The 19,747-nt window shown below is 71.5% G+C and carries 18 protein-coding genes and 1 tRNA gene; 3 read left to right on the top strand and 16 right to left on the bottom strand.

Annotation, left to right across the window (positions count from 1 at the left end; translation table 11 throughout):
* Genes ACK99Q_RS07720 through ACK99Q_RS07700 form a run of 5 tightly spaced genes read right to left on the bottom strand, consistent with a single transcriptional unit; the run spans position 1 to position 7,638 of the window.
* The gene (locus ACK99Q_RS07720) at positions 1-1,065 is read right to left on the bottom strand and encodes a glycosyltransferase family 2 protein (protein WP_410185563.1); all 1,065 of its coding nucleotides are present in this window, start codon (positions 1,063-1,065) and stop codon (positions 1-3) included.
* Positions 1,062-2,177 (bottom strand): DegT/DnrJ/EryC1/StrS family aminotransferase, encoded by a 1,116-nt coding sequence (locus ACK99Q_RS07715; protein WP_410185562.1) that lies wholly within the window; start codon positions 2,175-2,177, stop codon positions 1,062-1,064. Before ACK99Q_RS07715 ends, ACK99Q_RS07720 begins: the two co-directional genes overlap by 4 nt.
* The gene (locus ACK99Q_RS07710) at positions 2,174-2,638 is read right to left on the bottom strand and encodes an acyltransferase (RefSeq protein WP_410185561.1); all 465 of its coding nucleotides are present in this window, start codon (positions 2,636-2,638) and stop codon (positions 2,174-2,176) included. The genes ACK99Q_RS07715 and ACK99Q_RS07710 overlap by 4 nt, the downstream gene beginning before the upstream one ends.
* Complete coding sequence (locus ACK99Q_RS07705) at positions 2,635-3,681, bottom strand: hypothetical protein (RefSeq protein WP_410185560.1); 1,047 nt, start codon at positions 3,679-3,681, stop codon at positions 2,635-2,637. The genes ACK99Q_RS07710 and ACK99Q_RS07705 overlap by 4 nt, the downstream gene beginning before the upstream one ends.
* Positions 3,682-3,684: 3 nt before the next feature.
* Positions 3,685-7,638: a BACON domain-containing protein gene (locus tag ACK99Q_RS07700; protein WP_410185559.1), complete on the bottom strand. Its 3,954-nt coding sequence runs from the start codon at positions 7,636-7,638 to the stop codon at positions 3,685-3,687.
* A gap of 334 nt (positions 7,639-7,972) precedes the next feature.
* On the opposite strand from ACK99Q_RS07700, the gene ACK99Q_RS07695 reads away from it, so the two are divergent.
* Positions 7,973-8,713 (top strand): hypothetical protein, encoded by a 741-nt coding sequence (locus ACK99Q_RS07695; RefSeq protein ID WP_410185558.1) that lies wholly within the window; start codon positions 7,973-7,975, stop codon positions 8,711-8,713.
* Positions 8,714-8,722: 9 nt separating this feature from the next.
* On the opposite strand, the gene pth is transcribed toward ACK99Q_RS07695, so the two are convergent.
* The 6 genes from pth to ACK99Q_RS07665 all read right to left on the bottom strand — a co-directional run bounded on the left by pth (position 8,723) and on the right by ACK99Q_RS07665 (position 13,284).
* The gene (gene pth / locus ACK99Q_RS07690) at positions 8,723-9,289 is read right to left on the bottom strand and encodes an aminoacyl-tRNA hydrolase (protein ID WP_410185557.1); all 567 of its coding nucleotides are present in this window, start codon (positions 9,287-9,289) and stop codon (positions 8,723-8,725) included.
* Positions 9,289-9,942 carry a 50S ribosomal protein L25/general stress protein Ctc gene (locus ACK99Q_RS07685; protein WP_410185556.1) on the bottom strand — a complete coding sequence of 218 codons (654 nt, stop codon included), beginning with the start codon at positions 9,940-9,942 and terminating at the stop codon, positions 9,289-9,291. Before ACK99Q_RS07685 ends, pth begins: the two co-directional genes overlap by 1 nt.
* Before the next feature lie 167 nt (positions 9,943-10,109).
* A complete protein-coding gene (locus ACK99Q_RS07680) occupies positions 10,110-10,478 on the bottom strand; it encodes a hypothetical protein (RefSeq protein ID WP_410185555.1) in 369 nt (122 codons plus the stop codon).
* Between the two features lie 10 nt (positions 10,479-10,488).
* Positions 10,489-11,427 (bottom strand): ribose-phosphate diphosphokinase, encoded by a 939-nt coding sequence (locus tag ACK99Q_RS07675; RefSeq protein WP_410186074.1) that lies wholly within the window; start codon positions 11,425-11,427, stop codon positions 10,489-10,491.
* Positions 11,428-11,449: 22 nt separating this feature from the next.
* Positions 11,450-12,901, bottom strand: coding sequence for a bifunctional UDP-N-acetylglucosamine diphosphorylase/glucosamine-1-phosphate N-acetyltransferase GlmU (gene glmU, locus ACK99Q_RS07670; RefSeq protein ID WP_410185554.1), 1,452 nt, complete (start codon positions 12,899-12,901; stop codon positions 11,450-11,452).
* Positions 12,902-12,960: 59 nt separating this feature from the next.
* Positions 12,961-13,284 (bottom strand): ArsR/SmtB family transcription factor, encoded by a 324-nt coding sequence (locus ACK99Q_RS07665; RefSeq protein ID WP_410185553.1) that lies wholly within the window; start codon positions 13,282-13,284, stop codon positions 12,961-12,963.
* A 16-nt stretch (positions 13,285-13,300) separates the two neighbouring features.
* Here ACK99Q_RS07665 and ACK99Q_RS07660 point away from each other — a divergent pair, with 16 nt between their 5' ends.
* A complete protein-coding gene (locus tag ACK99Q_RS07660) occupies positions 13,301-13,780 on the top strand; it encodes an SRPBCC domain-containing protein (protein ID WP_410185552.1) in 480 nt (159 codons plus the stop codon).
* Positions 13,781-13,782: 2 nt separating this feature from the next.
* Here the strand turns inward: ACK99Q_RS07660 and ACK99Q_RS07655 are convergent.
* Positions 13,783-13,864, bottom strand: a tRNA-Gln gene (locus ACK99Q_RS07655).
* Between the two features lie 101 nt (positions 13,865-13,965).
* Here ACK99Q_RS07655 and ACK99Q_RS07650 point away from each other — a divergent pair.
* Complete coding sequence (locus tag ACK99Q_RS07650) at positions 13,966-14,451, top strand: MarR family winged helix-turn-helix transcriptional regulator (RefSeq protein ID WP_410185551.1); 486 nt, start codon at positions 13,966-13,968, stop codon at positions 14,449-14,451.
* Positions 14,452-14,553: 102 nt separating this feature from the next.
* Here the strand turns inward: ACK99Q_RS07650 and ACK99Q_RS07645 are convergent, their stop codons facing one another.
* From ACK99Q_RS07645 to ACK99Q_RS07630, 4 genes are all read right to left on the bottom strand, one after another.
* Positions 14,554-16,317 (bottom strand): ABC-F family ATP-binding cassette domain-containing protein, encoded by a 1,764-nt coding sequence (locus ACK99Q_RS07645; RefSeq protein ID WP_410185550.1) that lies wholly within the window; start codon positions 16,315-16,317, stop codon positions 14,554-14,556.
* The gene (locus ACK99Q_RS07640) at positions 16,317-17,234 is read right to left on the bottom strand and encodes a 4-(cytidine 5'-diphospho)-2-C-methyl-D-erythritol kinase (RefSeq protein WP_410185549.1); all 918 of its coding nucleotides are present in this window, start codon (positions 17,232-17,234) and stop codon (positions 16,317-16,319) included. The genes ACK99Q_RS07645 and ACK99Q_RS07640 overlap by 1 nt, the downstream gene beginning before the upstream one ends.
* A 496-nt stretch (positions 17,235-17,730) precedes the next feature.
* Positions 17,731-18,627, bottom strand: a complete 897-nt coding sequence (rsmA, locus tag ACK99Q_RS07635) for a 16S rRNA (adenine(1518)-N(6)/adenine(1519)-N(6))-dimethyltransferase RsmA (RefSeq protein WP_410186073.1) — start codon at positions 18,625-18,627, stop codon at positions 17,731-17,733.
* Complete coding sequence (locus tag ACK99Q_RS07630) at positions 18,600-19,661, bottom strand: ubiquitin-like domain-containing protein (RefSeq protein WP_410185548.1); 1,062 nt, start codon at positions 19,659-19,661, stop codon at positions 18,600-18,602. The genes rsmA and ACK99Q_RS07630 overlap by 28 nt, the downstream gene beginning before the upstream one ends.
* Between the last annotated feature and the right edge of the window lie 86 nt (positions 19,662-19,747).

Raw genomic sequence — 19,747 nt, 5'->3', positions numbered from 1 at the left:
CTACCCGAAGTAGCGGTAGCGGTGCCAGCGCGGCCACCGCGAGCGGAGGGCCGCGGTGCGCACGGCCGTGCGGGCGTGGGCGGACAGGCCCTCGGGCGAGTGACCCGCGCGCAGCGCCTCGAGGTCGGCCCACTGGGCCCGCTCGACGACGTGGCGGTCGATCCGGCGCGCGGTGTCGAAGGCCTCCTCGAACGCCTCGTCGGACAGCGGCGACTCCTGCGCGAGCAGCAGTGCGGTGAGCAGCACCTCGTCGGCCAGACGGCGACGGACGTGCGGGTGCAGCCGCTCGGCCGCGTCGCGGTCGCCCCACGAGGACAGGAAGCGGTCGTAGGCGCGCCAGCGCTCCCACGCGTCGCGGGCGAGGCCGACCTGCATCGACATGCTGCTCGGGTGGCGGCGGTAGTAGGCCTGGTCGACGCCGTTGACGTGCCCGACGTCGGCGACCGCCGCGATCTTGAGCCACATGAGCGCGTCGTGGGTGAACGGCAGGTCCTCGTCGTAGGGACCCACCTCGTGCTGCACCGAGGTGCGCACCACGGCCTCGGGCGAGGCGATGTTGCTCCACGACCGGCGCAGCTGCATCCGGATCCAGTCGTCGCCGTCCCACGTGGTCCACGTGACGGCCGGCCGGGTGGGGCGGCGCACGGGGTCGGTGAGGAACTTCTGCGTCTTGCCATAGACCAGGCCGATGCTCGGGTTGGCCTCCATCAGCGCCGTCGCCCGGCCCAGCGCGCCGGGCGCCAGCTGATCGTCGGACGAGATCAGGACGACGTAGTCCGAGTCGGCCTGCGAGACGCCCTTGTTGAACGTGGGCACGGCCCCGAGGTTGACCTCGTTGCGGATCAGCCGCACGTTGTCGTGCTCGGCCGCGAGTCGCTCGGCCACCTCGGCGGAGTCGTCGGTGGACTTGTCGTCGAGGATCGTGACCTGGGTGGTGACGTGAGGCTGCCGCACGATCGCCTCGACGGCGGCCGGCAGGTAGTGGCCGTAGTTGTAGCACGGCACGACGACCTCGACGTGGGGCAGCCGTCCGGTGGTGGGACGGGTGGGCCAGCGCAGCTTCACGAAGCGTCCTCCCCCACGACCTTGGCGAGGGTCGTGACGACCTCGTCCTGGTCGGAAGAGGTCAGGTGCGGGTGCATGGGCAGCGAGAGTATCCGTCCGGCGGCCTCCTCGGCGACCGGGAACGAGCCGGGTCCGTACCCCAGATGGGCGTAGGCGTCGGTGAGGTGGACGGGCGTCGGGTAGTGGATCGCCGCCCCGATGCCCTCCTCGTGCAGGCGCGCCAGCACGCGGTCGCGATCGTCGACCTGCACCACGTAGAGGTGCCAGACGTCCTCATTGCCGGGACGCACGCGCGGCGTGCGAACGCCGGGCACGTCGGCCAGCAGCTCGGCGTAGCGGGCGGCGACGGCCCGGCGGGCCTCGTTCCACCGCTCGAGCCGGCGGAGCTTCGCGCTCAGGACGACCGCGTGCACGGCGTCGAGGCGCGAGTTGATGCCGACCCGGTCGTGCACGTACTTGACCGTGCTGCCGTGGTTCGCGGTGCTGCGGACGACCTCGGCGAGGGCCGCGTCGTGGGTGAGCACGGCTCCGGCGTCGCCCGCGGCGCCGAGGTTCTTGCCCGGGTAGAAGCTGGTGGAGGAGGCGTCGCCCAGGGCCCCCGCGACGCCGGCGGACGAGCGCGCGCCCTGCGCCTGCGCGGTGTCCTCGACGATCGCGAGGCCGTGGCGCTCGGCGATCGGCCGCAGCAGCTCGACCGGCGCGGTCTGGCCGAACAGGTGCACCGGCACGAGGGTGCGCGTGCGCTCGGTGACCGCGGCCTCGACGAGGTCGGGGTCGATCAGCAGGAACTCGGGGTCCGCGTCGACCAGCACCGGCACCGCGCCGATCCGCGCGACGGCGCCCGCCGTGGCGACGAACGTGTTGGCCGGCAGCACGACCTCGTCGCCCGCGGCGACGCCCACGGCGCGCAGGGCGAGCTCGATCGCGTCCGTGCCGTTGGCCACGGCGACGCAGTGGTCGACGCCGACGTAGGCCGCGTACTCGCGCTCGAACGCCTCGACGTCGGGCCCGCCGATGAACTCCGACGAGGCGAACAGCTCCTGCCACCGGGGCAGGACCTCGTCGGCGATCTCGGCCTGCTGGGCGGCGAGGTCGAGGAAGGGCACTCTCATGGCTGCTCCGGCTTCTGCAGGACGCGGTTGGCGCCGACCACGACGGTGCCCGGCGCGACGTCGCGCGAGACGACGGCTCCGGAGCCGATCACGGCGTCGTCGCCGATGACCACCCCCGGCAGGATCGAGGCGTTGGAGCCGATCGCGACGCGGTCGCCGATCACGGGAGGCTCGCACGTCCACTCCGCGGCCCCGGCCCGCGGGTAGCGCGAGTTCGCGGTCATCACCCCGTGCCCGATGAACACGTCGTCGCCGACCCGCATCCCCTCGCACACCAGCGTGTGGGACTGGATGCGCACGTTGGAGCCGCACACGACGTCGTTCTGGACCTCGACGAACGGACCGACGAAGCAGCGGTCGCCGAACGTGGCCTCGTAGATGTTGACCTGCTCGGCCACGACGCAGTCGTCGCCGAACGTGGAGTCGCGGATGCCGACGGACAGCCGCCGCGGCTCACTCACCTCATCTCTCGCAGGATCGCGTCGGAGGCCTCGAAGACGGCGTCGATCTTGCCGCAGAGCACGGAGAACAGGCGGTCGTGCTGGCGCACCTCGGTGACCCGGGAGTCGCCCATGTCGGTGGCCAGCTTCGTCTTCGCCGTGACCCACAGCTCCTTCTGGTCGTGCTCGACGTGCAGGTACTCCCCCACGTCCTGGGCGATGCGCGAGGCGACGTGCTCGCGCTCGGCGATCTCGTAGCGGTGGGGGTAGTCGGCCCGGAGCTCGTCGTGCGAGTCGTACCGGCGCATCGGCGTGTAGGCCACGGACGACAGCGTGTGGAGCCCCTCGTACGCCGGGTAGACCGAGACGTAGTCGCCGTCCATGATCGTGACGGCCCTGGCGGGCGGCAGCGAGGTCTTCGCCAGCACGAGCGCCGCCAGCTCCCACTTGATGCGGAAGTGCTTGTCGGCGGGCAGGCCCATGTTGGGGTCGGTGTAGCTGGCGTTGATGACGTGGTCGAACGGGCCGAACTCGCGGGTGCCGCTGCGCAGGACGCCCGCGGCGGCGTCGACCTCGTCGATCGGGGTGTCCACGTGCAGCACGCCGTCGAACCGGTGCACCAGCCGCTCGCGCAGCGCCTTCACGTCGATCGACTTCTCCAGGACCTTGACCAGCAGCCCGTAGTCGTCAGGCCGGCGCAGCAGGTCGCCCGTGATCGGCAGGACCTCGTACTTCAGGTGGAACGAGTTCATCACGGCGAGGTACTCCTCCACCGACACCAGGCCGTCGTGGTGCACCGCGTAGAGGTTCTCGTCGACGTCGCTGAGGAACTCGGAGTACTCGGCGGTGAAGCGGTCGAAGCCCATGATCGACTGGTAGATCGTGTAGCCCGAGCGCGGGTAGTGGAAGCCCATGTGCAGCCGGCACTGGTTGGTGGTGCCGGCGCCGACGAGCGGCGTGGGCTCCCGCTCGAAGATCTCGACCCGGACGTCGCCGAACCGGCGCTCGATCTGCTGCGCGATGTGGAATCCGAAGAATCCACCCCCGATGATCCCGACGCGCATCGCTCAGCCCGCCGTGGCCCGGCCGACGACGACGCGCTCGAACCGCGCCACGGGCGAGCCCGAGACGGCTCCTCCGGCGTTGAGTCCGATCCTCACGTTCGTCAGCGTACGGCTGACGGTGCCCACCTCGCGCCAGTTTTGACCAGCATCCGTGGAGAAGGAGCCCGTGATCACCCCGGTGGCGGCATTGCGGGTGAAGCGCAGCTGCAGCGACGTGGCGGTGGTGGCCACGCGCTGCACGACCGGGGTGCCCGACCGCTCGTCGATCAGGGCCACCGTGTGGGCGCCCGCCGCGGAGTTGTAGGCGCGGGTCAGCTCGACGTAGTTGTCGTCGTCGACGTAGAGCACGATCCCGCCGTGCTGGTAGTTCGCCGTCGGCGCGTAGCTCATCGTGGTGGTCACGCTCGTCCACGTGGACGGCAGGTCACGGAACACGGTGTTGGTCGTGTTGTTCATCGCCTGCCACAGGTCGCCCTGGCCCGTGGCCAGGCCCAGCCCGTTCGCGGCGTAGCTCGGTGCGGCCGTGGCGCTCTCGGTGTTGCGGGACGCGCCCGCCGCCGTGCGGGCGGCGAAGTCCCAGCCCGCGGCCAGCAGGCCGGCGCGGGACGTCTGGTCGAGGACGTGCGTGTCGGTCGTCTCGGTCGGCGTCGGCGCGGTGGGCGTGGGAGTCGGCGTCGGCGTGGTCGGAGTCGGAGTCGGCGTGGTCGGCGTCGGCGTCGGCGTCGGAGTCGGCGTGGTCGGCGTCGGCGACGGGGCCGGCTCGGTCGGCGCGACCGTGGCGGGCACCTGGATCGTCGCCTCGCGGAAGGTCGCGGTGACCTGAGCACCCGTCGCGCCGCCGGCGTTCAGCGCGAGCCTCGGAGCGGTGAAGCCGCGCGTGACCGTGCTGACCGTGCGCCACGTGGCTCCGGCGTCGGTCGAGAACGACGACACGATCTGGTTGGTCGAGGCGTTGCGCTCGAAGCGCAGCACGAGGTCCGTCGCCGTCACGCCCGAGACGGCCTGGGCCGCCGGGGTGCCCGAGGTCTCGTTGATCGCCATGACGATCTGCCCGCCCGCGGTGGAGTGGTACGACCGCGCCAGCTCGAGGTAGTTGTCGTCGTTGTCGTACAGCACGATCCCCGCGTGCTGGTAGTTCGCCGACGGCGTGTGGGTCAGCCGCACCCGCACCGAGGTCCAGTTGCTGGGCAGGTCGCGCAGGACCGTGTTGTCGGAGTTGTTCGACGTCGACCACAGGTCGCCCGACGTGGTGGGCAGGCCGAGGCCCTGCGCCGAGTACGTCGCCGTGGCGCCGCTGGTGCGCTCGGTGTCGCGCACGATCCCGGCGCCCGTGCGGGCGCGGAAGTCCCAGCCGTCGGCGATCATCGCGGCGCGGTCGGCGTAGCCGAGCGAGAACGTCCCGCCGGTCGGCGGCGTCGTGGTCGGCGTGGTCGTGGGCTGCGTCGTCGGCGTGGTCGTCGGCTGCGTCGTCGGCGTGGTCGTCGGGGCCGTGGTGGGTGCAGTCGTCGGCTGGGTCGACTCGTCCGCCGCGACGACGACCTCGTCGTACAGCGCGGTGGGCTGGGAGGTCGACTGCGCGTCGGCGCCCGTCAGCAGCGCGAGCCGCGAGAACGCCCGCGTCGAGCTCACGGAGCCGGCCGGAGTCCACGAGGACCCGCCGGTCGTGGAGTACGCCGCCGTGATGGTGTTGCCCGAGCGGGTCAGCCGCAGCCGCAGGCTCGTCGCCGTGGCCGTCTGCGCCTGGACGATCTGCGCCGTGCCGCCGACCTCGTTGACGAGCGAGACCCGCTGGCCCACGTTGAAGCTGCGCGTCAGGAGCACGTAGTTGTCGTCGTCGACGTAGACGCCGATGCCCGCGGACTGGTAGTTCCTGGTGGGCGCGAACGACGGGATCGACAGCTCGACACGGCTCCAGCCCGAGGGCAGGTCGCGCAGCAGCGAGTTCCGCGAGTTGTTCATCGACGACCAGATGTCGCCGGTGTCCACGGGCACCCGCAGGCCGGCCGCCGAGTACGAGACCAGAGCGCCGGACGTGCGCTCGGTGTCGCGCACCGCGCCCGCGGCCGTCTTGGCCTTGAAGTCCCAGCCGTCGGCCAGCAGCGCCGCCCGGTCGGGGTAGTTGAGGAAGTAGCTCTTCTCGCCCTTCGGCGTGATGGTGAGCGACACAGGGACGATGACGGGACTGCCCGCCGCGCCGGACGCGTGCAGCTTGACCGAGCCCGAGTATGCGCCCGCGGCCAGGGAGCCCGGGTTGGCGCGCACCGTGACGCTGCCGTCGTCGGTGCCCGCCTCGGGCGTGACCGACAGCCACGAGGAGCCCGAGACGACCTCGGCACCCCAGCTCAGCGTGCCCTCGCCGGAGTTCGTGACGGCGAGCGTCTTCTCCTTCGCCGCCCCGTCCTGGGCCGACGTGAAGGACAGCGGGGTGTCGTCGACCTCGAGGATCGGCGGGACGGTCTCGGACTTGAGGATCTTGACGGCCTGCCTCGACGTGGTGACCGCCGAGGAGAAGTAGAGGGTGGAGGTGTCGCCCTCGGTGCGGATGCGGAACGGCACCGACGCGCCGCCCACCCGGACGCCCGAGACGTGCGGCACGCCGGTGACGTCGACCGTGAACGTGAGGGCGTCGCGCGACTTCACGAACGCCTCGGCGTCACGCTGCGGCACGGCAGGCAGGGGCAGCCGGCGGATCGTGAAGTCGAGGGCGTCCTGCCCATCGACGACGTCGTCGATCACGGTGCGGTTGCGCTGGTGGATGTACTTCACGACCGTGCCGATCGGCGCCGACCAGACGTCCTTCGTGGCGGCGTAGGCGATCGCGCCGTCGTCGTTGGTCATGTCGTGCAGCACGAGGTTGGCCCACTTGCCCTGGCTCTGGGCGTCGTCGACGATCGTCTTCAGGTCGGTGGGCGGCACGGGCGTGTGCTCGTGGGAGTTGAAGCTCTTGAGGTCCATGAAGTCGACCGGGGTCGTGTCCTCGAGGGCGTTCCAGTTGTAGCCGCGGGCCGACAGGAAGTAGTCGGCGGCGGTGACCCCGTACTCGATGTTGCGGAAGCCGCACGGCCACACGAGGCTCTGCACCTCGTCGGCCGAGCCGGTGGCCTGAGCGACCGCCGAGATGCTGCCGGTCATGTGCGAGATGAGGCTCGTGCGGCTCACCAGCGTGCACAGGTGGTAGAGCAGGTGCGAGCCCAGCTCCATCCCGTCGGCGTACATCTGCGGGTAGCTCGCGGGCGGCGTGCTGCCGTTCATGACGAAGGTGCCCTTGGTCCCGGCGGCCTTCAGCTCGGCGTAGCCCGAGGCGTACGAGTCGTCGGTGGAGGAGCTGAACGCGCCACGATGGCCGTCCTTCCAGGTGGAGATGCCCACCGGGCCGGACGGGTTCACCACGACGCGCACGTCGACGGTCTGGCTCTGGTCGACGCCGGGCGCGTCGTCGCGGATCGTGACCTGGGCGGAGTGGACGCCGGCCGACAGCTCGTCGCAGTCGGCCGTGACGGTGAGCTGGGCGGGGCTCGGTCCCGACGTGGCCGAGAGCGAGATCCACGGCGCGTCGGCGGAGGCGGTCCACGGCAGGTCGTCACCGGTCCAGGTGACGACCGAGACGGCCTGTCCCCCGGTGCACTGGCGACCGGCGCGCGTGCCGAAGGCGATCTGCGACGGCGAGGCGTCCAGCACCGACCGGCTGTAGTCGGGCTGCGTCGCGGCCTGGGCCGTGGGGGCACTGGTGGTGGGCGAGGTGGTCGGGGCACTCGTGGGTGCGGAGGTGGGCGCGCTGGTCGGGGCGCTCGTGGGAGCCGGGGACGGCTCGCTCGTCGGCGCGGGCTCGGAGGCGCTCGGCGTCGGCGTGGGGTCGGTGGTCTCGGCGGACGCCGGAGCGCCCAGGGCCGAGGCCAGCACGGCCAGCGTCGCGAGGATCGTCGCGGTCCGCCGGCCCGGGGGGTTGAGATGAAGCATCACGCCGTCCTTCACAGATGGCCTCTGCACTCCCGCCCGTTGCGACGCATGAGACCCGAATCTCCACTGATGTCGCGGTGCGTTCGTGAACCGTCGAGACCGCGAGCACCCCCCGTGATTCGGAGCCTAACGACCGGAACGCCGGGGTTCTGTCGGCTTTCGCAATGTTGTGACCAGTGCGACTGATGTGGTGTGTGACGTAGTCGTCATCGACCCTGGAGAGCCTCGAGAGAGGATCCTGATACGTCCAGCCAGCCCCGGCCGTATCACGAGTCACCTCGCATATCTGGCATATCAGTGGTCACGCGAGTCACACGTGCCCCATACTTCAAGGGTGAACACGAAGACGCTGGGCCTCGGCTCGTTGGTGGCGCTCGTGGCGACGGCCGTCGTCACGGCCGGTGCGATCACGTCCGCCCGCGCCAGCGCGCCCGCTCCGCGCGCGGCCGCGGTCGCCTCCACCGCGAAGGTGAAGATCGTCAACCCGACGCAGCGCGTGGTGGGGTGGGCCGGATCGGTCCGCGTCGTCCCGCAGGTCAAGCGCGCGAAGGGCGTCAAGGTGCTCTCGAAGCGCATCACCGTGTCCCGCGCGGGCAAGCGCCTCCACACGAACCGCAGCGCGGTGCGCCTGCGCCCCGGCACCTACCGCGCCGTCATCACGGTGAAGTCCCGGTCGAAGGGACGCACCGCCACGACGCGCCGCGCGATGCGCCTCGTGGTGCGCCAGAACGCCTGCGCGACCGCGCCCGACATCCGCGCGCTGAAGGTCGACTCGGCGTTCTCGCCCTCGGTCCGGGGCACGTCGCTCACGCAAACCCAGCGGCTGATGCGCTCCCCCGGCACCCTCGAGCGTGTCAACGTCTCGCAGGTGCTGCAGCACTCGGCGCGGCTGTCGCGGCTCTACTCCGACCCGAACATCATGGCCCAGGCGAACGCCGAGCTCGGCCCGCTGCGGCGGCTCGCGGCGAAGGGCGTGACCTCGGTGCAGGAGCGCGAGTTCGCGGCCTGCGGCATCGCGACCCGCTTCGTGGGGGTCTTCGCCGACGGCGAGCTGGTCCAGCTCAAGACCATCTGACGCCCGGCGTCAGGAGTTGAAGGCGCTCTGCGTCTTCTCCAGGCCGACGGAGATCAGGCTCTCGACCGCGTCGGCGGCCTCCTGCGTGACGATGTCGGCCTCGGTGCGCTCGACCTTCGCGAACGGCTTCAGCACGAAGTCGTGCACGGGCTGCTGGCCCGGCGGCCGCCCGATGCCGAACCGCACGCGCAGGAAGTCGCCCGTGCCGATCGACTGGCGGATCGACTTCAGGCCGTTGTGCCCGTTGTCGCCGCCGCCGGACTTGCAGCGCAGCGAGCCCAGGGGCAGGTCGAGCTCGTCGTGGATGACGATGAGCCGGTCGGGCGTGACGTCGTAGTACTTCATCAGCGCGGACACGGCCCCGCCGCTCTCGTTCATGTAGGAGCGCGAGCGGCCCAGGACCGTGCGCTCGCTCGCGAGCAGGCCCGAGACGATGTCGGCGCGCGCCGCCTTCAGAGACGAGAACCGGCCGCCCATGCGGGCGGCCAGCTCATCGGTCACGTGGTACCCGACGTTGTGCCGGGTGGCGGCATAGGACGGGCCGGGGTTCCCCAGCCCGACGACCAGCCAGGTCATCAGCTCTCGGTGGACTCCGGCTCGGCGGCCTGCTCCTCGGCGGGCGCCTCGGGCTGGTCGTGCTCGATGCCGGCCTCGGCCTCGGCGTCCTCGAGCTCGGCCTCGACCTCGGCCGCGGTGGGCGCGTGGGTCAGGTTGAGGATCAGCAGGTCCTCCTCGACGGCCAGGGCCGCGCCCTGGGGCAGCTCGAGGTCGGAGGCGAGCACCTGCGCGCCGACCTGCAGGCCCTCGACCGAGACCTCGATCTCGGACGGGATGTGGGTGGCCTCGACCTCGAGGGCGACCGTGGCGTTCTCCGTGACCAGCAGGACGCCGGCCTCGGGCTCGCCCACGACGGTGATCGCGACGTCGACGGTGACCTTCTCGCCACGCTTGACGATGAGCAGGTCGACGTGCTCGATGAAGCCCTTGAGCGGGTCGCGCTGGACCTGCTTGGGGATGGCGAGGTGGTTGTCCGAGCCCAGGTCGATCGCGAGCAGCGCGTTCGGGGTCTTGAGCGCGAGCATCGTGTCGTGGCCGGGCAGGGTCACGTGGATGGGGTCGGTGCCGTGTCCGTAGAGGACGGCAGGGATCTTGTCGTCACGTCGGATGCGGCGCGCGGCACCCTTGCCGAACTCGGTGCGCTGCTCGGCGGAAAGCTTGATCTCGGCCACGGGGATTCTCTCCTTGGAGGGTTCAGTCTGAAGTCTGGGTCTCGGCGCTCGACACAGCACTCCTGTGGAGCGCCCTGTCGATCACGGTCCGGTGGACCCTCGCCGAGGCAACCCCACGAGTCTAACCCACCCGTGCGGGCGAGCCGAAATCGGCTGCGAGGACCGGCTCAGGCCCAGCAGCGGGTCAGCACGACGTGCGTGGCGAGCGCCATCAGCGCCGAGACGGCCACCGACAGGACGCCCAGCGAGCTCACGGTGAGGACGCCGCTGAGCAGGACCACGCCCGAGGCGACCATGATCGCGACGACCACGGGCTCGCGCACGCGGCCCTCGAGCCAGCTCACGGCCAGCCGGGCCAGCACGACGATCACCGCCGCGGCCAGGGCGAGCGCCACGACCAGCACCGCGAGCGGCAGCAGCAGGTCGGCGGTCAGGTCGCCGGCCAGGAGGGCCAGCAGCAGCGTGCCCGCGACGCCGATCGCCGCGTACAGCAGCGCCAGCTGCGCCGCGGCACGCACGACCGACCCGGTGGTCACGCCCTCGTCCTCACTCCGAGAAGAGGCTCGTGACCGATCCGTCCTCGAACACCGCCGACACGGCCTGCGCCAGCAGCGGCGCGATCGACAGGACGGTGAGCTTGTCGAACTGACGGTCCTCGGCCAGCGGCAGCGTGTTGGTGACGATGACCTCGGTGGCGACCGAGTTCTTCAGCTTGTCGACGGCCTCGCCCGAGAACACCGCGTGCGTGGCGGCGATGACGACCTCGGCCGCTCCGTCGTTCATGAGGGCCTCGGCGGCCTGGCAGATCGTGCCGCCGGTGTCGATGAGGTCGTCGACCAGGATGCACGTGCGGCCGGCGACCTCGCCGACGACGCGGTTGGCCTTGGTGACGTTGGCCTGCGAGATGTCGCGGGTCTTGTGGATGAACGCCAGCGGGGCGTTGTCGAACTGGCGGGCCCACTGCTCGGCGACCTTGATGCGACCGGCGTCGGGCGAGACCACCGCGAGGGGCTTGTTGCCGTAGCGCTTGCGCACCTGGCGGGTCAGGATCGGCATCGCCAGCAGGTGGTCGACCGGGCCGTCGAAGAAGCCCTGGATCTGCGCGGTGTGCAGGTCGACCGTCATGAGGCGGTCGGCGCCGGCGGCCAGGAACAGGTCGGCCATGAGGCGGGCGCTGATGGGCTCGCGACCGAGGTGCTTCTTGTCCTGGCGGGCGTAGCCGTAGAACGGCAGGACGACTGTGATGCGCTTGGCCGAGGCGCGCTTGAGCGCGTCGATCATGATGAGCTGCTCCATGATCGCCTCGTTGATGGGCGCGGCGTGGCTCTGGATCACGAAGGCGTCGCAGCCGCGCACCGACTCCTCGAAGCGCACGTAGATCTCGCCGTTGGCGAAGTCGTAGGCCGTGGTGGGCACGCAGTCCACCTCGAGCAGCTCGGCGACCTCCTGGGCGAGGGTCGGGTGCGCGCGGCCCGAGAACAACATGAGGTTGCTCGTGGGCGTGCGCTTACTGAGGCTCTTGTTGCTGGCCACCGCTGGTCTCCTGCGTGGTCTGGTCCGCGGCATGCGCGGAAGGCGTACCCGGTCGCCGGCTCGCGACCCACCCCTCGATTGTCCTCTGTCCCGACGCGGGGACGGAAAGCGCCCCCGGCGCCACGTCCTCGCGCACGACCGTTCCCGCGCCCGTGTGGGCGCCGTCACCGAGGCTCACGGGGGCGACGAACACGTTGTGGCACCCGGTCTTGACGTGGGTGCCGATCGTGGTGCGGTGCTTGTTCACCCCGTCGTAGTTGGCGGTGATCGCGCCGGCGCCGAGGTTGGTGCCCTCCCCCACCTCGGCGTCGCCGATGTAGGACAGGTGCGGCACCTTCGCGCCGGGGCCGATGTGGCTGTTCTTGACCTCGACGAACGTGCCGACCTTCGAGCCGGTGTCGAGGACCGCGCCGGGACGCAGGTAGGCGAACGGGCCGACGGTGGCGCCGGGGCCGACCACCGCACCCGAGCCGTGGGTGCGCACGACCGAGGCGTCGTCGCCGACCTCGACGTCGCGCAGGGTGGTGTCGGGGCCGATCGTGACGCCCTCGCCGATCGTGGTGGCGCCCAGCAGCTGGGTGCCCGGCAGGACAGTGGTGTCGCGGCCGATCGAGACGGCGCTGTCGATCCACGTGGTCTCGGGGTCGACGATCGTGACGCCCTCGGCGAGCCAGCGGTTCACCGTGCGGCGGTTGAGCTCGCGGCCGAGGCGGACCAGCTGGCGGCGGTCGTTGACGCCCTCGGTCTGCCAGACGTCCTCGAGGACGTGAGCGCCGACGGGCAGCCCCTCGGTGACCGCCTGGCCGACGATGTCGGTGAGGTAGAGCTCGGCCTGCGCGTTGTCGGTGCTCAGGGCCCGCACGGCGCGGTCGAGGAACGGGCCGTCGACGACGAGGATGCCGCTGTTGACCTCGCGGGTGGCGCGCTCCTCGTCGGTGGCGTCCTTGTGCTCGCGGATCGCGGTGACCGCGCCGGACGCGTCGCGCAGGATGCGGCCGTAGCCCGTGGGGTCGTCGGGCTCCGAGGTCAGGATCGTGACGGCGTGGCCGTGTGCACGGTGCTCGTCCACGAGGCCGCGCAGCGTCTCGGCGGACAGCAGCGGGACGTCGGCGTAGGTGACCAGGTAGGTCGCGGAGGACGACCCGGCGGCGTCGAGGGCGACGCGGACGGCGTCGCCGGTGCCGCGCTGCTCGGTCTGGACGGCGATCGTGGCGGAGGGGTCGAGCCGCGTGACGGCCGCCTCGACCTGCTCGCGGTCGTGGCCCACGACGGTGACGACGTGATCGATCCCGGCGGCCCGCACGGCGTCGAGCGCGTGGCCCAGCATGGGGCGCCCGGCGATCTCGTGCAGCACCTTCGCTCGGCGCGACTTCATCCGGGTCCCGGCACCAGCTGCCAGGACGATCGCGGTGACCTGCTCGCTCACATCACTCCTCGGTTCGACGACCTTCCGAGTGTAGGTGTCCCCCGGGAACACGCGCCGGGTCAGCCGTCGCCGAGGCGCTCCATGAGGTCGACGGCGGCGCGGGCGTACTCGCTGATCCAGCGGTCGTGGATGCGCTTGATGGGCAGCGGCGCGAGCGCCAGGTGCCGCTCGCGGCCCACCTTGCGGCCCGTGACGAGCTCGGCCCGCTCGAGCACGCGCAGGTGCTGGAGCACGGTGGTGCGGTCGAGGTCGTCGAAGGCGGCGCACAGGGCGCCCGTGGTCAGCGGCGCCTCGCGCAGCGCGTCGAGCATCCGGCGGCGGACGGGGTTGGCGAGGGCCTTGAAGACGAGGTCGTCGTCGGACCTGTTCTCCTCGGCTGACATGTTGTAACTTTACAACATGAGCCCGCCCGATCGTCTCGACACGCTGTCGTTCACCGTCTCCGGTCGCATCGCGCGACCCTGCGCCGAGGTCTACGAGGCCATCGCCGACCCCGAGCAGCTCTCCCACTACTTCACGACGGGTGGCGCCCGCGGGCGCCTCGAGCCCGGCGCCGCCGTCACGTGGGACTTCGCCGACTTCCCCGGCCGCTTTCCCGTCACGGCGGTCGAGGCCGACCCGCCGCGGCGCATCGTCATCGAGTGGGACGGCGAGGCGACCGCCGGCGACACCGGCTCCACCCGCACGACCTTCGAGCTCGAGCCCGTCGAGGGCGACGAGGGCCGCACGCTCGTGACGATCACCGAGGAGTCGTGGACGGTGACTCCCGAGGGCGCGAAGAGCGCGTTCGGGAACTGCGAGGGCTGGACCGGGATGCTGGCCGCGCTCAAGGCGTGGGTCGAGCACGGGATCAACCTGCGCGAGGGCTTCTACCGCTGAGCTGGCTCCCCGGGTAGGAGTCGAACCTACGTCGCTTGTCCTGATTCAAAGTCAGGCGGGCCCTGCCGGCAGACCAACCGGGGATCGGTGGCCTCAGGCTACCGGAGCAGACTCCCGCGTCCGGCCGCCGCGGCAGGGGGCGAACTGTCTCTACGTCAAGATTCTTGATGGACTACCGTGGCGGTATGGACGAGGTCGACGAGATCGTCGCGGCGTGGCGCCGTGAGCGCCCCGACGTCGAGGTGTCCCCGCTCGAGGTCTTCAGCCGCCTGATGCGACTGGCCAAGCACCTCGAGCGACTCCGCAAGCAGGCGTTCACCGCGCACGAGCTCGACGTGTGGGAGTGGGACGTGCTGTCGGCACTGCGGCGCTCGGGCGAGCCCTACGAGCTCTCCCCCGGCCACCTCGTCGCCGCCACGATGGTCACCAGCGGCACCATGACCAACCGCGTCGACCGGCTCGTCGAGCGCGGCCTCGTGCAGCGCCGCCCCGCCCCGTCGGACCGTCGGGGCGTGCTCGTGCGCCTCACGCCCGAGGGCCGCCAGCGCGTCGACGGCGCCCTCGACACCCTCATCGGGCTGGAGTCGGCAATCCTCGAGGACCTCCCCGCGAACGAGCGCGACCACGTCGCCCAGGCCCTGCGGACCCTCACGAGCCACTTCAACGGCTGACCCGCCCGCCGCCCCCTCTCCACTTGTGGAACGCGTTGCACCGTTCCGGCGCGCGAAAGCGTTCAACGCGCTCCAGAAGTGGGAGGGTGAAGGCGGGCGGCGTCAGGACTCGAGGGCGGCGGAAGCCTCGAGCCAGGCCTCCTCGGTGGCCTCGAGCTCCTCGGCCAGCGGGCGGCGCTCGGCGTCGAGCTCCATGAGGCGCGAGGGCTGCGTCGCGGCGTCGACCATCGCGCGGTCGAGGTCGGCGATCCTCTCGGTGAGGCGCTCGATCTGGCGCTCCATCCGCGCCACGTCCTTCTTCAGCTGACGCTCGTCCTGCCCACCGCGCGAGCCCTGCGCGCGCGGCGCGGGAGCGGCGGCCACCGGCTCCGCCTCCGCGGCGGCCCGCAGCCGGAGGTACTCGTCGACCCCGCCCGGCAGGTGACGCAGGTGCGAGTCGAGCACCGCGAACTGGTGGTCGGTGACGCGCTCGAGCAAGTACCGGTCGTGCGACACGACCAGCAGCGTGCCCGGCCACGTGTCGAGGAGGTCCTCGATCGCCGCCAGCATGTCGGTGTCCATGTCGTTCGTCGGCTCGTCGAGGATCAGCACGTTCGGCTCGTCGAGCAGGATCAGCATGAGCTGGAGCCGGCGCCGCTGGCCGCCCGACAGGTCGCGGACCGGCGTGGACAGCTGCGCCGAAGTGAAGCCGAGTCGCTCGAGCAGCTGGCCCGGCGTCATCTCCTTGCCCTCGGTCACGTACGAGGTCCGCTTGCGCGCGACGACCTCGCTGACCCGGTCGTTCGCCACGGCGTCGAGGTCGGCGAGATGCTGGGTGAGCGCCGCGATCTTCACGGTCTTGCCGCGCTTGACCCGGCCCGTGGTGGGCAGAACCGCGCCGGTCACGAGGCCGAGCAGGGTGCTCTTGCCCGCGCCGTTCGGGCCGAGGATGCCGGCTCGCTCACCCGGACCGATCCGCCACTCGACGTCGCGCAGCACCGGCTGCCCGTCGTAGGCGACCGAGACGTCGAGGATGTCGACGACGTCCTTGCCCAGGCGCGCCGTCGCCAGCTTCGCCAGCGAGACCGAGTCGCGCACGGGAGGCTCGCGCGCGATCAGCTCGTTCGCGGCGTCGATGCGGAACTTGGGCTTGGACGTGCGCGCCGGGGCGCCGCGTCGCAGCCACGCCAGCTCCTTGCGCATGAGGTTCTGGCGCCGCTCCTCCGAGGCCGCGGCCTGCCGGTCACGTTCCACGCGCTGCAGCACGTAGGCCGCGTAGCCGCCCTCGTACGCGTCGACGCGGGCGTCGTGGACCTCCCACGTGAGCGTGCAGACCTCGTCGAGGAACCAGCGGTCGTGGGTGACCACGAGAAGGGCCTCGGTGCGCCGCCTCACGTGCTCCGCGAGCCACGTGACGCCCTCGAGGTCGAGGTGGTTGGTGGGCTCGTCGAGCACCAGCAGGTCCCAGCGCTGCACGAGCGTGCGGGCCAGCGCGACGCGGCGCCGCTGACCGCCACTCAGAGTGCCGACGACCGCGTGGTGGTCGACGTCGCCCATGAGGCCGGCGAGCACGTCGCGGACCCCGGCGTCGGAGGCCCACTCGTGCTCGGCTCGGTCGCCGACGACCGCGGTGATCGCCGTGAGGGTCGGGTCGAGGACGTCGTCCTGCTCGACGACGCCGACGCGCAGGTCGCGCCGCCACGTGACGCGACCGGAGTCGGGCTCGAAGCGCTTGGCCAGGATCCGCAGCAGCGTGGACTTGCCGTCGCCGTTGCGGCCGACGACGCCGATGCGGTCGCCGTCACCGACGCCCACGGTGACGTCGGACAGGACCGTGCCGGACGGGAAGGACTGGCCGATGCGCTCGGCGACGACGAGGGGCGGCATCAGACGAGCCGCGCGCCGGACACGGGGCCGCGGGACTGCAGGACGTCGGCCGCCGCGCCCGTGCTGGCGAGCGCCATCGCGAGATCGAGCCCGTGCTGCTCGGAGGCGGCCAGGAAGGCGGTGGTGGGGCCCGAGCCGGAGATGATCGCGCCGAGGGCGCCGGCCTGCAGGCCGACCTCGAGGGTGCCGGCGAGCTCGGGACGCAGCGACAGGGACGCGTCGGTCAGGTCGTTCGAGAGGGCCTGGCCGAGGGCGTGGGCGTCGCCGGCGCGCAGCGCGTTGAGCAGCGCGTCGGGGACCTCGGGCTCCTCCGGGGCGTCGGGCGTGATGCGGTCGAACTCGGCGTAGACCGCCGCGGTCGAGAGTCCTTCGGGCGCCGTCGCGAAGACCCAGTGGTAGCTGCCGCGCGCCAGCACGGGGCTCACCGTCTCGCCGCGGCCGCCGCCGATCGCGTTGCCGCCGTGGAGGAGGAACGGGACGTCGCTGCCCAGCTCGGCCGCGAGGGGCTCGAGGTCGGCGCGGCCGAGCCCGCCGCCCCACAGCTCGTTGCAGCCGACGAGCGCCGCGGCCGCGTCGGCCGAGCCGCCGGCCATGCCGCCCGCCACGGGGATCAGCTTGCGGATCGCGATGTCCGCGCCGAGGGACTCGTCGCCGAGCCGCTTGCGCAGCAGCCTCGCCGCGCGGACCGCGATGTTGTCGTCGCCCTCGGGCACCTGCGACCCCTCGGGGAGGTCGAGCTCCGTGTGCACCGCAACCGTGAGTTCGCCGTCCTCGCGCGAGGAGATGCGCAGCTCGTCGTGCAGGTCGACGGCCTGGTAGACGGTGGCGAGCGGGTGGAACCCGTCGGCGCGCACCCGACCCACGCCCAGGCACAGATTGATCTTGGCCGGCACTCGCACGGTCACCCTCGTCACCACGCCCACCAACCTAACGGGCGCCGGCGGGCTCGGCTTCCCCGGTGACGGCGGCTGGCCGTCCCGGCCACGAGATGTGTAGCGCTGTCCACCCTTTTTCGGCCTCAGCGGTCCGATAACGGTGGTTGCCGCTACAGAAGGCAAGGACAGGAGCACCGGCCCCCCGCTCACCGACAGCTGGCCGCCCGCGTCCACCAGATGTGTAGCGCTGTCCACCCTTTTTCGGCCTCAAGCCCGCGAAAACGGTGGATACCGCTACAGATCTCGCGGACCGGAGGTCCGAGGGAGGCCTCCAGGCGCTCGGCCGCCTCGCGAGCGGATGCCTGGCGCTGTCCATGCGTCTTTCGCCTCAGCCGTCCGAGAACGGTGGTTGCCGCTACAGAAGGCATGGACCAGGAGCACCGACCCCGCTCACCGACAGCTGGCCGCCCGCGTCCACCAGATGTGTAGCGCCGTCCACCCTTTTTCGGCCTCAACCCTCGAAAAACGGTGCATACCGCTACAGATCTCGGGCGCCGAGGGCGTCGGCGATGGTGGCGAACTGCTCGACCGTGAGCTGCTCGCCGCGGGTGCGGGGGTCGATGCCGGCGGCGAGCAGCGCGCGCTCGGCGGCCCCGCCGCTGCCGGCGTAGCCGGACAGGGCCGCGCGGAGGGTCTTGCGGCGCTGGGCGAACGCGGCGTCGACCACGGCGAAGACGGCCTTGCGGTCGGCCGCCGGAGGCTCGCGGCGCACGAGCGAGACCAGCGCGGAGTCCACGTTGGGCGCGGGCCAGAAGACGTTGCGGCCGATGTTGCCGGCCAGCCGCACATCGGCGTACCAGGCGGCCTTCACGCTGGGGATGCCGTAGGTGCGCGAGCCGGGGCCCGCGGCGAGACGGTGCGCGACCTCCGCCTGCACCATCACCAGCACCGACCGCAGCGACGGGAACTGCTCGAGGAAGTGCAGCAGCACCGGCACCGAGACGTTGTACGGCAGGTTCGCCACGAGGGCGGTCGGCTCGGGGCCGGGGAGCTCGCGCACGTGCATCGCGTCGGCGAGCACGAGGTCGAACCGGTCGGCGGCACCGGGAGCGAACTCGGCGATCGTGGCGGGCAGGCGGCCCGCGAGGACCTCGTCGATCTCGACGGCCGTGACGTGCCGCGACCGGTCGAGCAGGGCCAGGGTCAGCGACCCCAGGCCCGGCCCGATCTCGACCACGGCGTCGTCAGGACCAACGCCCGACACGTCGACGATGCGGCGCACCGTGTTCGCGTCGATGACGAAGTTCTGCCCCTTCTGCTTCGTGGGGCGGACGCCGGCCTCAGCGGCCAGCCGACGGATGTCGGCCGCCCCGAGGAGACGGACGGAGCGGTCGGCTCCGGACTCGCTCAGCTGACGCCGACCTTGGCTGCGCAGGACCACTGGCCCCAGCCGGAGCGCGCCTGCAGGATCTTGGCGTACTTGATCTGGGTGGCCTTGCTGTGCTGGTGCGGGAGCCCGGGGCCGCCGACGCTGTGCCACGTGGCAGCCGAGAACTGCAGGCCTCCGTAGTAGCCGTTGCCGGTGTTGATGCTCCAGTTGCCACCCGACTCGCACTTGGCGATGCGGTCCCAGACGCCACCGTCGACCGTGTCCGGGTTCTTCGTGCCGCGCTTCTGCACCTCGGCGATCGGCGGGCGGACCGTGCTGCGCGAGATGACGCGACGCTCACGGATCTCGCCGTCGGCCAGGATCAGCTCGACCTTGGCGCGGTCGACGCCGTCGCGGCCCTCCTTGAGGACCTCGGTGTCGCCGGTGAACAGCGACGAGTCGTCGGTGTAGGTGACCTTGTGGTCGACCTCGATCTTCTCGGTGCGCGTGACCTTCTCGATCCGCACGACGCGCAGGCGCTGCTTCGGCTTGAGGTAGGAGCCCAGGCCGGGCTTGACCTCGTCGAGCTCGCCGACCTTCACGCCACGCTGCTGCAGGAGTGCCTGCACGGTGGGGGCGGCGGTGACGAAGCGCTGCTTCTTGCCGTCGACCTTGAGGGTGACGGGCTTGGGGTTGCTCACCACGACGCTGTTGCCGTCGAGGCCGAGGCGCTCGTCGGGGGCCATCGAGAACGTGGCACCCTCCTTCGGCTGCACGCCGAGGGTGTCGAGCGCGCTGGCGACGTCGACGTCGTGCACGGTGTTCTGGGTGATCTTGCCGTCGACGACGAGCGTGACGGCCTTCTCGCGGCGGACCTTCACGACGTCGCCGTCGTCGATGTCGGTGCCCGCGGCGGGGCTGACCTGGTCGGCGGCCGCGAGCGTGACGTTCCTCTCGGCGAGCAGATCGCCGACGGTCTCGCTCTCGGTGCGGACCTCGGTGACGACGCCGTCGACGTCGAAGCGCACGAGGTCGTCGTAGGTCGATGCGTGGACGACGCCTCCGACGGCGACCGCCAGACCGAGGGCGACCAGGCCCATGGTGACGGTGTTCCGGGGCGTGATTTCAGGCAACAAACGGGGCACAAACTACCTCAGGGTTGGAGATACAACCTTTCCACCATGCG

It is taken from the genome of Aeromicrobium sp. MLTX1 (assembly GCF_046452335.1).
Taxonomy (GTDB): Bacteria; Actinomycetota; Actinomycetes; order Propionibacteriales; family Nocardioidaceae; genus Aeromicrobium.
Note: the sequence above shows the minus strand (reverse complement) of the source record. Positions and strands in the feature narration are given on the sequence as shown.

Excerpts from the sequence above, each read along its gene's own strand:
- ACK99Q_RS07715 (WP_410185562.1), bottom strand. The coding sequence starts at position 2,177 with ATGAGAGTGCCCTTCCTCGACCTCGCCGCCCAGCAGGCCGAGATCGCC.
- ACK99Q_RS07705 (WP_410185560.1), bottom strand. The coding sequence starts at position 3,681 with ATGCGCGTCGGGATCATCGGGGGTGGATTCTTCGGATTCCACATCGCG.
- ACK99Q_RS07700 (WP_410185559.1), bottom strand. The coding sequence starts at position 7,638 with ATGCTTCATCTCAACCCCCCGGGCCGGCGGACCGCGACGATCCTCGCG.
- pth (WP_410185557.1), bottom strand. The coding sequence starts at position 9,289 with ATGACCTGGCTGGTCGTCGGGCTGGGGAACCCCGGCCCGTCCTATGCC.
- ACK99Q_RS07675 (WP_410186074.1), bottom strand. The coding sequence starts at position 11,427 with ATGTTGTTCTCGGGCCGCGCGCACCCGACCCTCGCCCAGGAGGTCGCC.
- ACK99Q_RS07665 (WP_410185553.1), bottom strand. The coding sequence starts at position 13,284 with ATGTCAGCCGAGGAGAACAGGTCCGACGACGACCTCGTCTTCAAGGCC.
- ACK99Q_RS07660 (WP_410185552.1), top strand. The coding sequence starts at position 13,301 with ATGAGCCCGCCCGATCGTCTCGACACGCTGTCGTTCACCGTCTCCGGT.
- ACK99Q_RS07650 (WP_410185551.1), top strand. The coding sequence starts at position 13,966 with ATGGACGAGGTCGACGAGATCGTCGCGGCGTGGCGCCGTGAGCGCCCC.
- ACK99Q_RS07645 (WP_410185550.1), bottom strand. The coding sequence starts at position 16,317 with ATGCCGCCCCTCGTCGTCGCCGAGCGCATCGGCCAGTCCTTCCCGTCC.
- ACK99Q_RS07630 (WP_410185548.1), bottom strand. The coding sequence starts at position 19,661 with ATGGGCCTGGTCGCCCTCGGTCTGGCGGTCGCCGTCGGAGGCGTCGTC.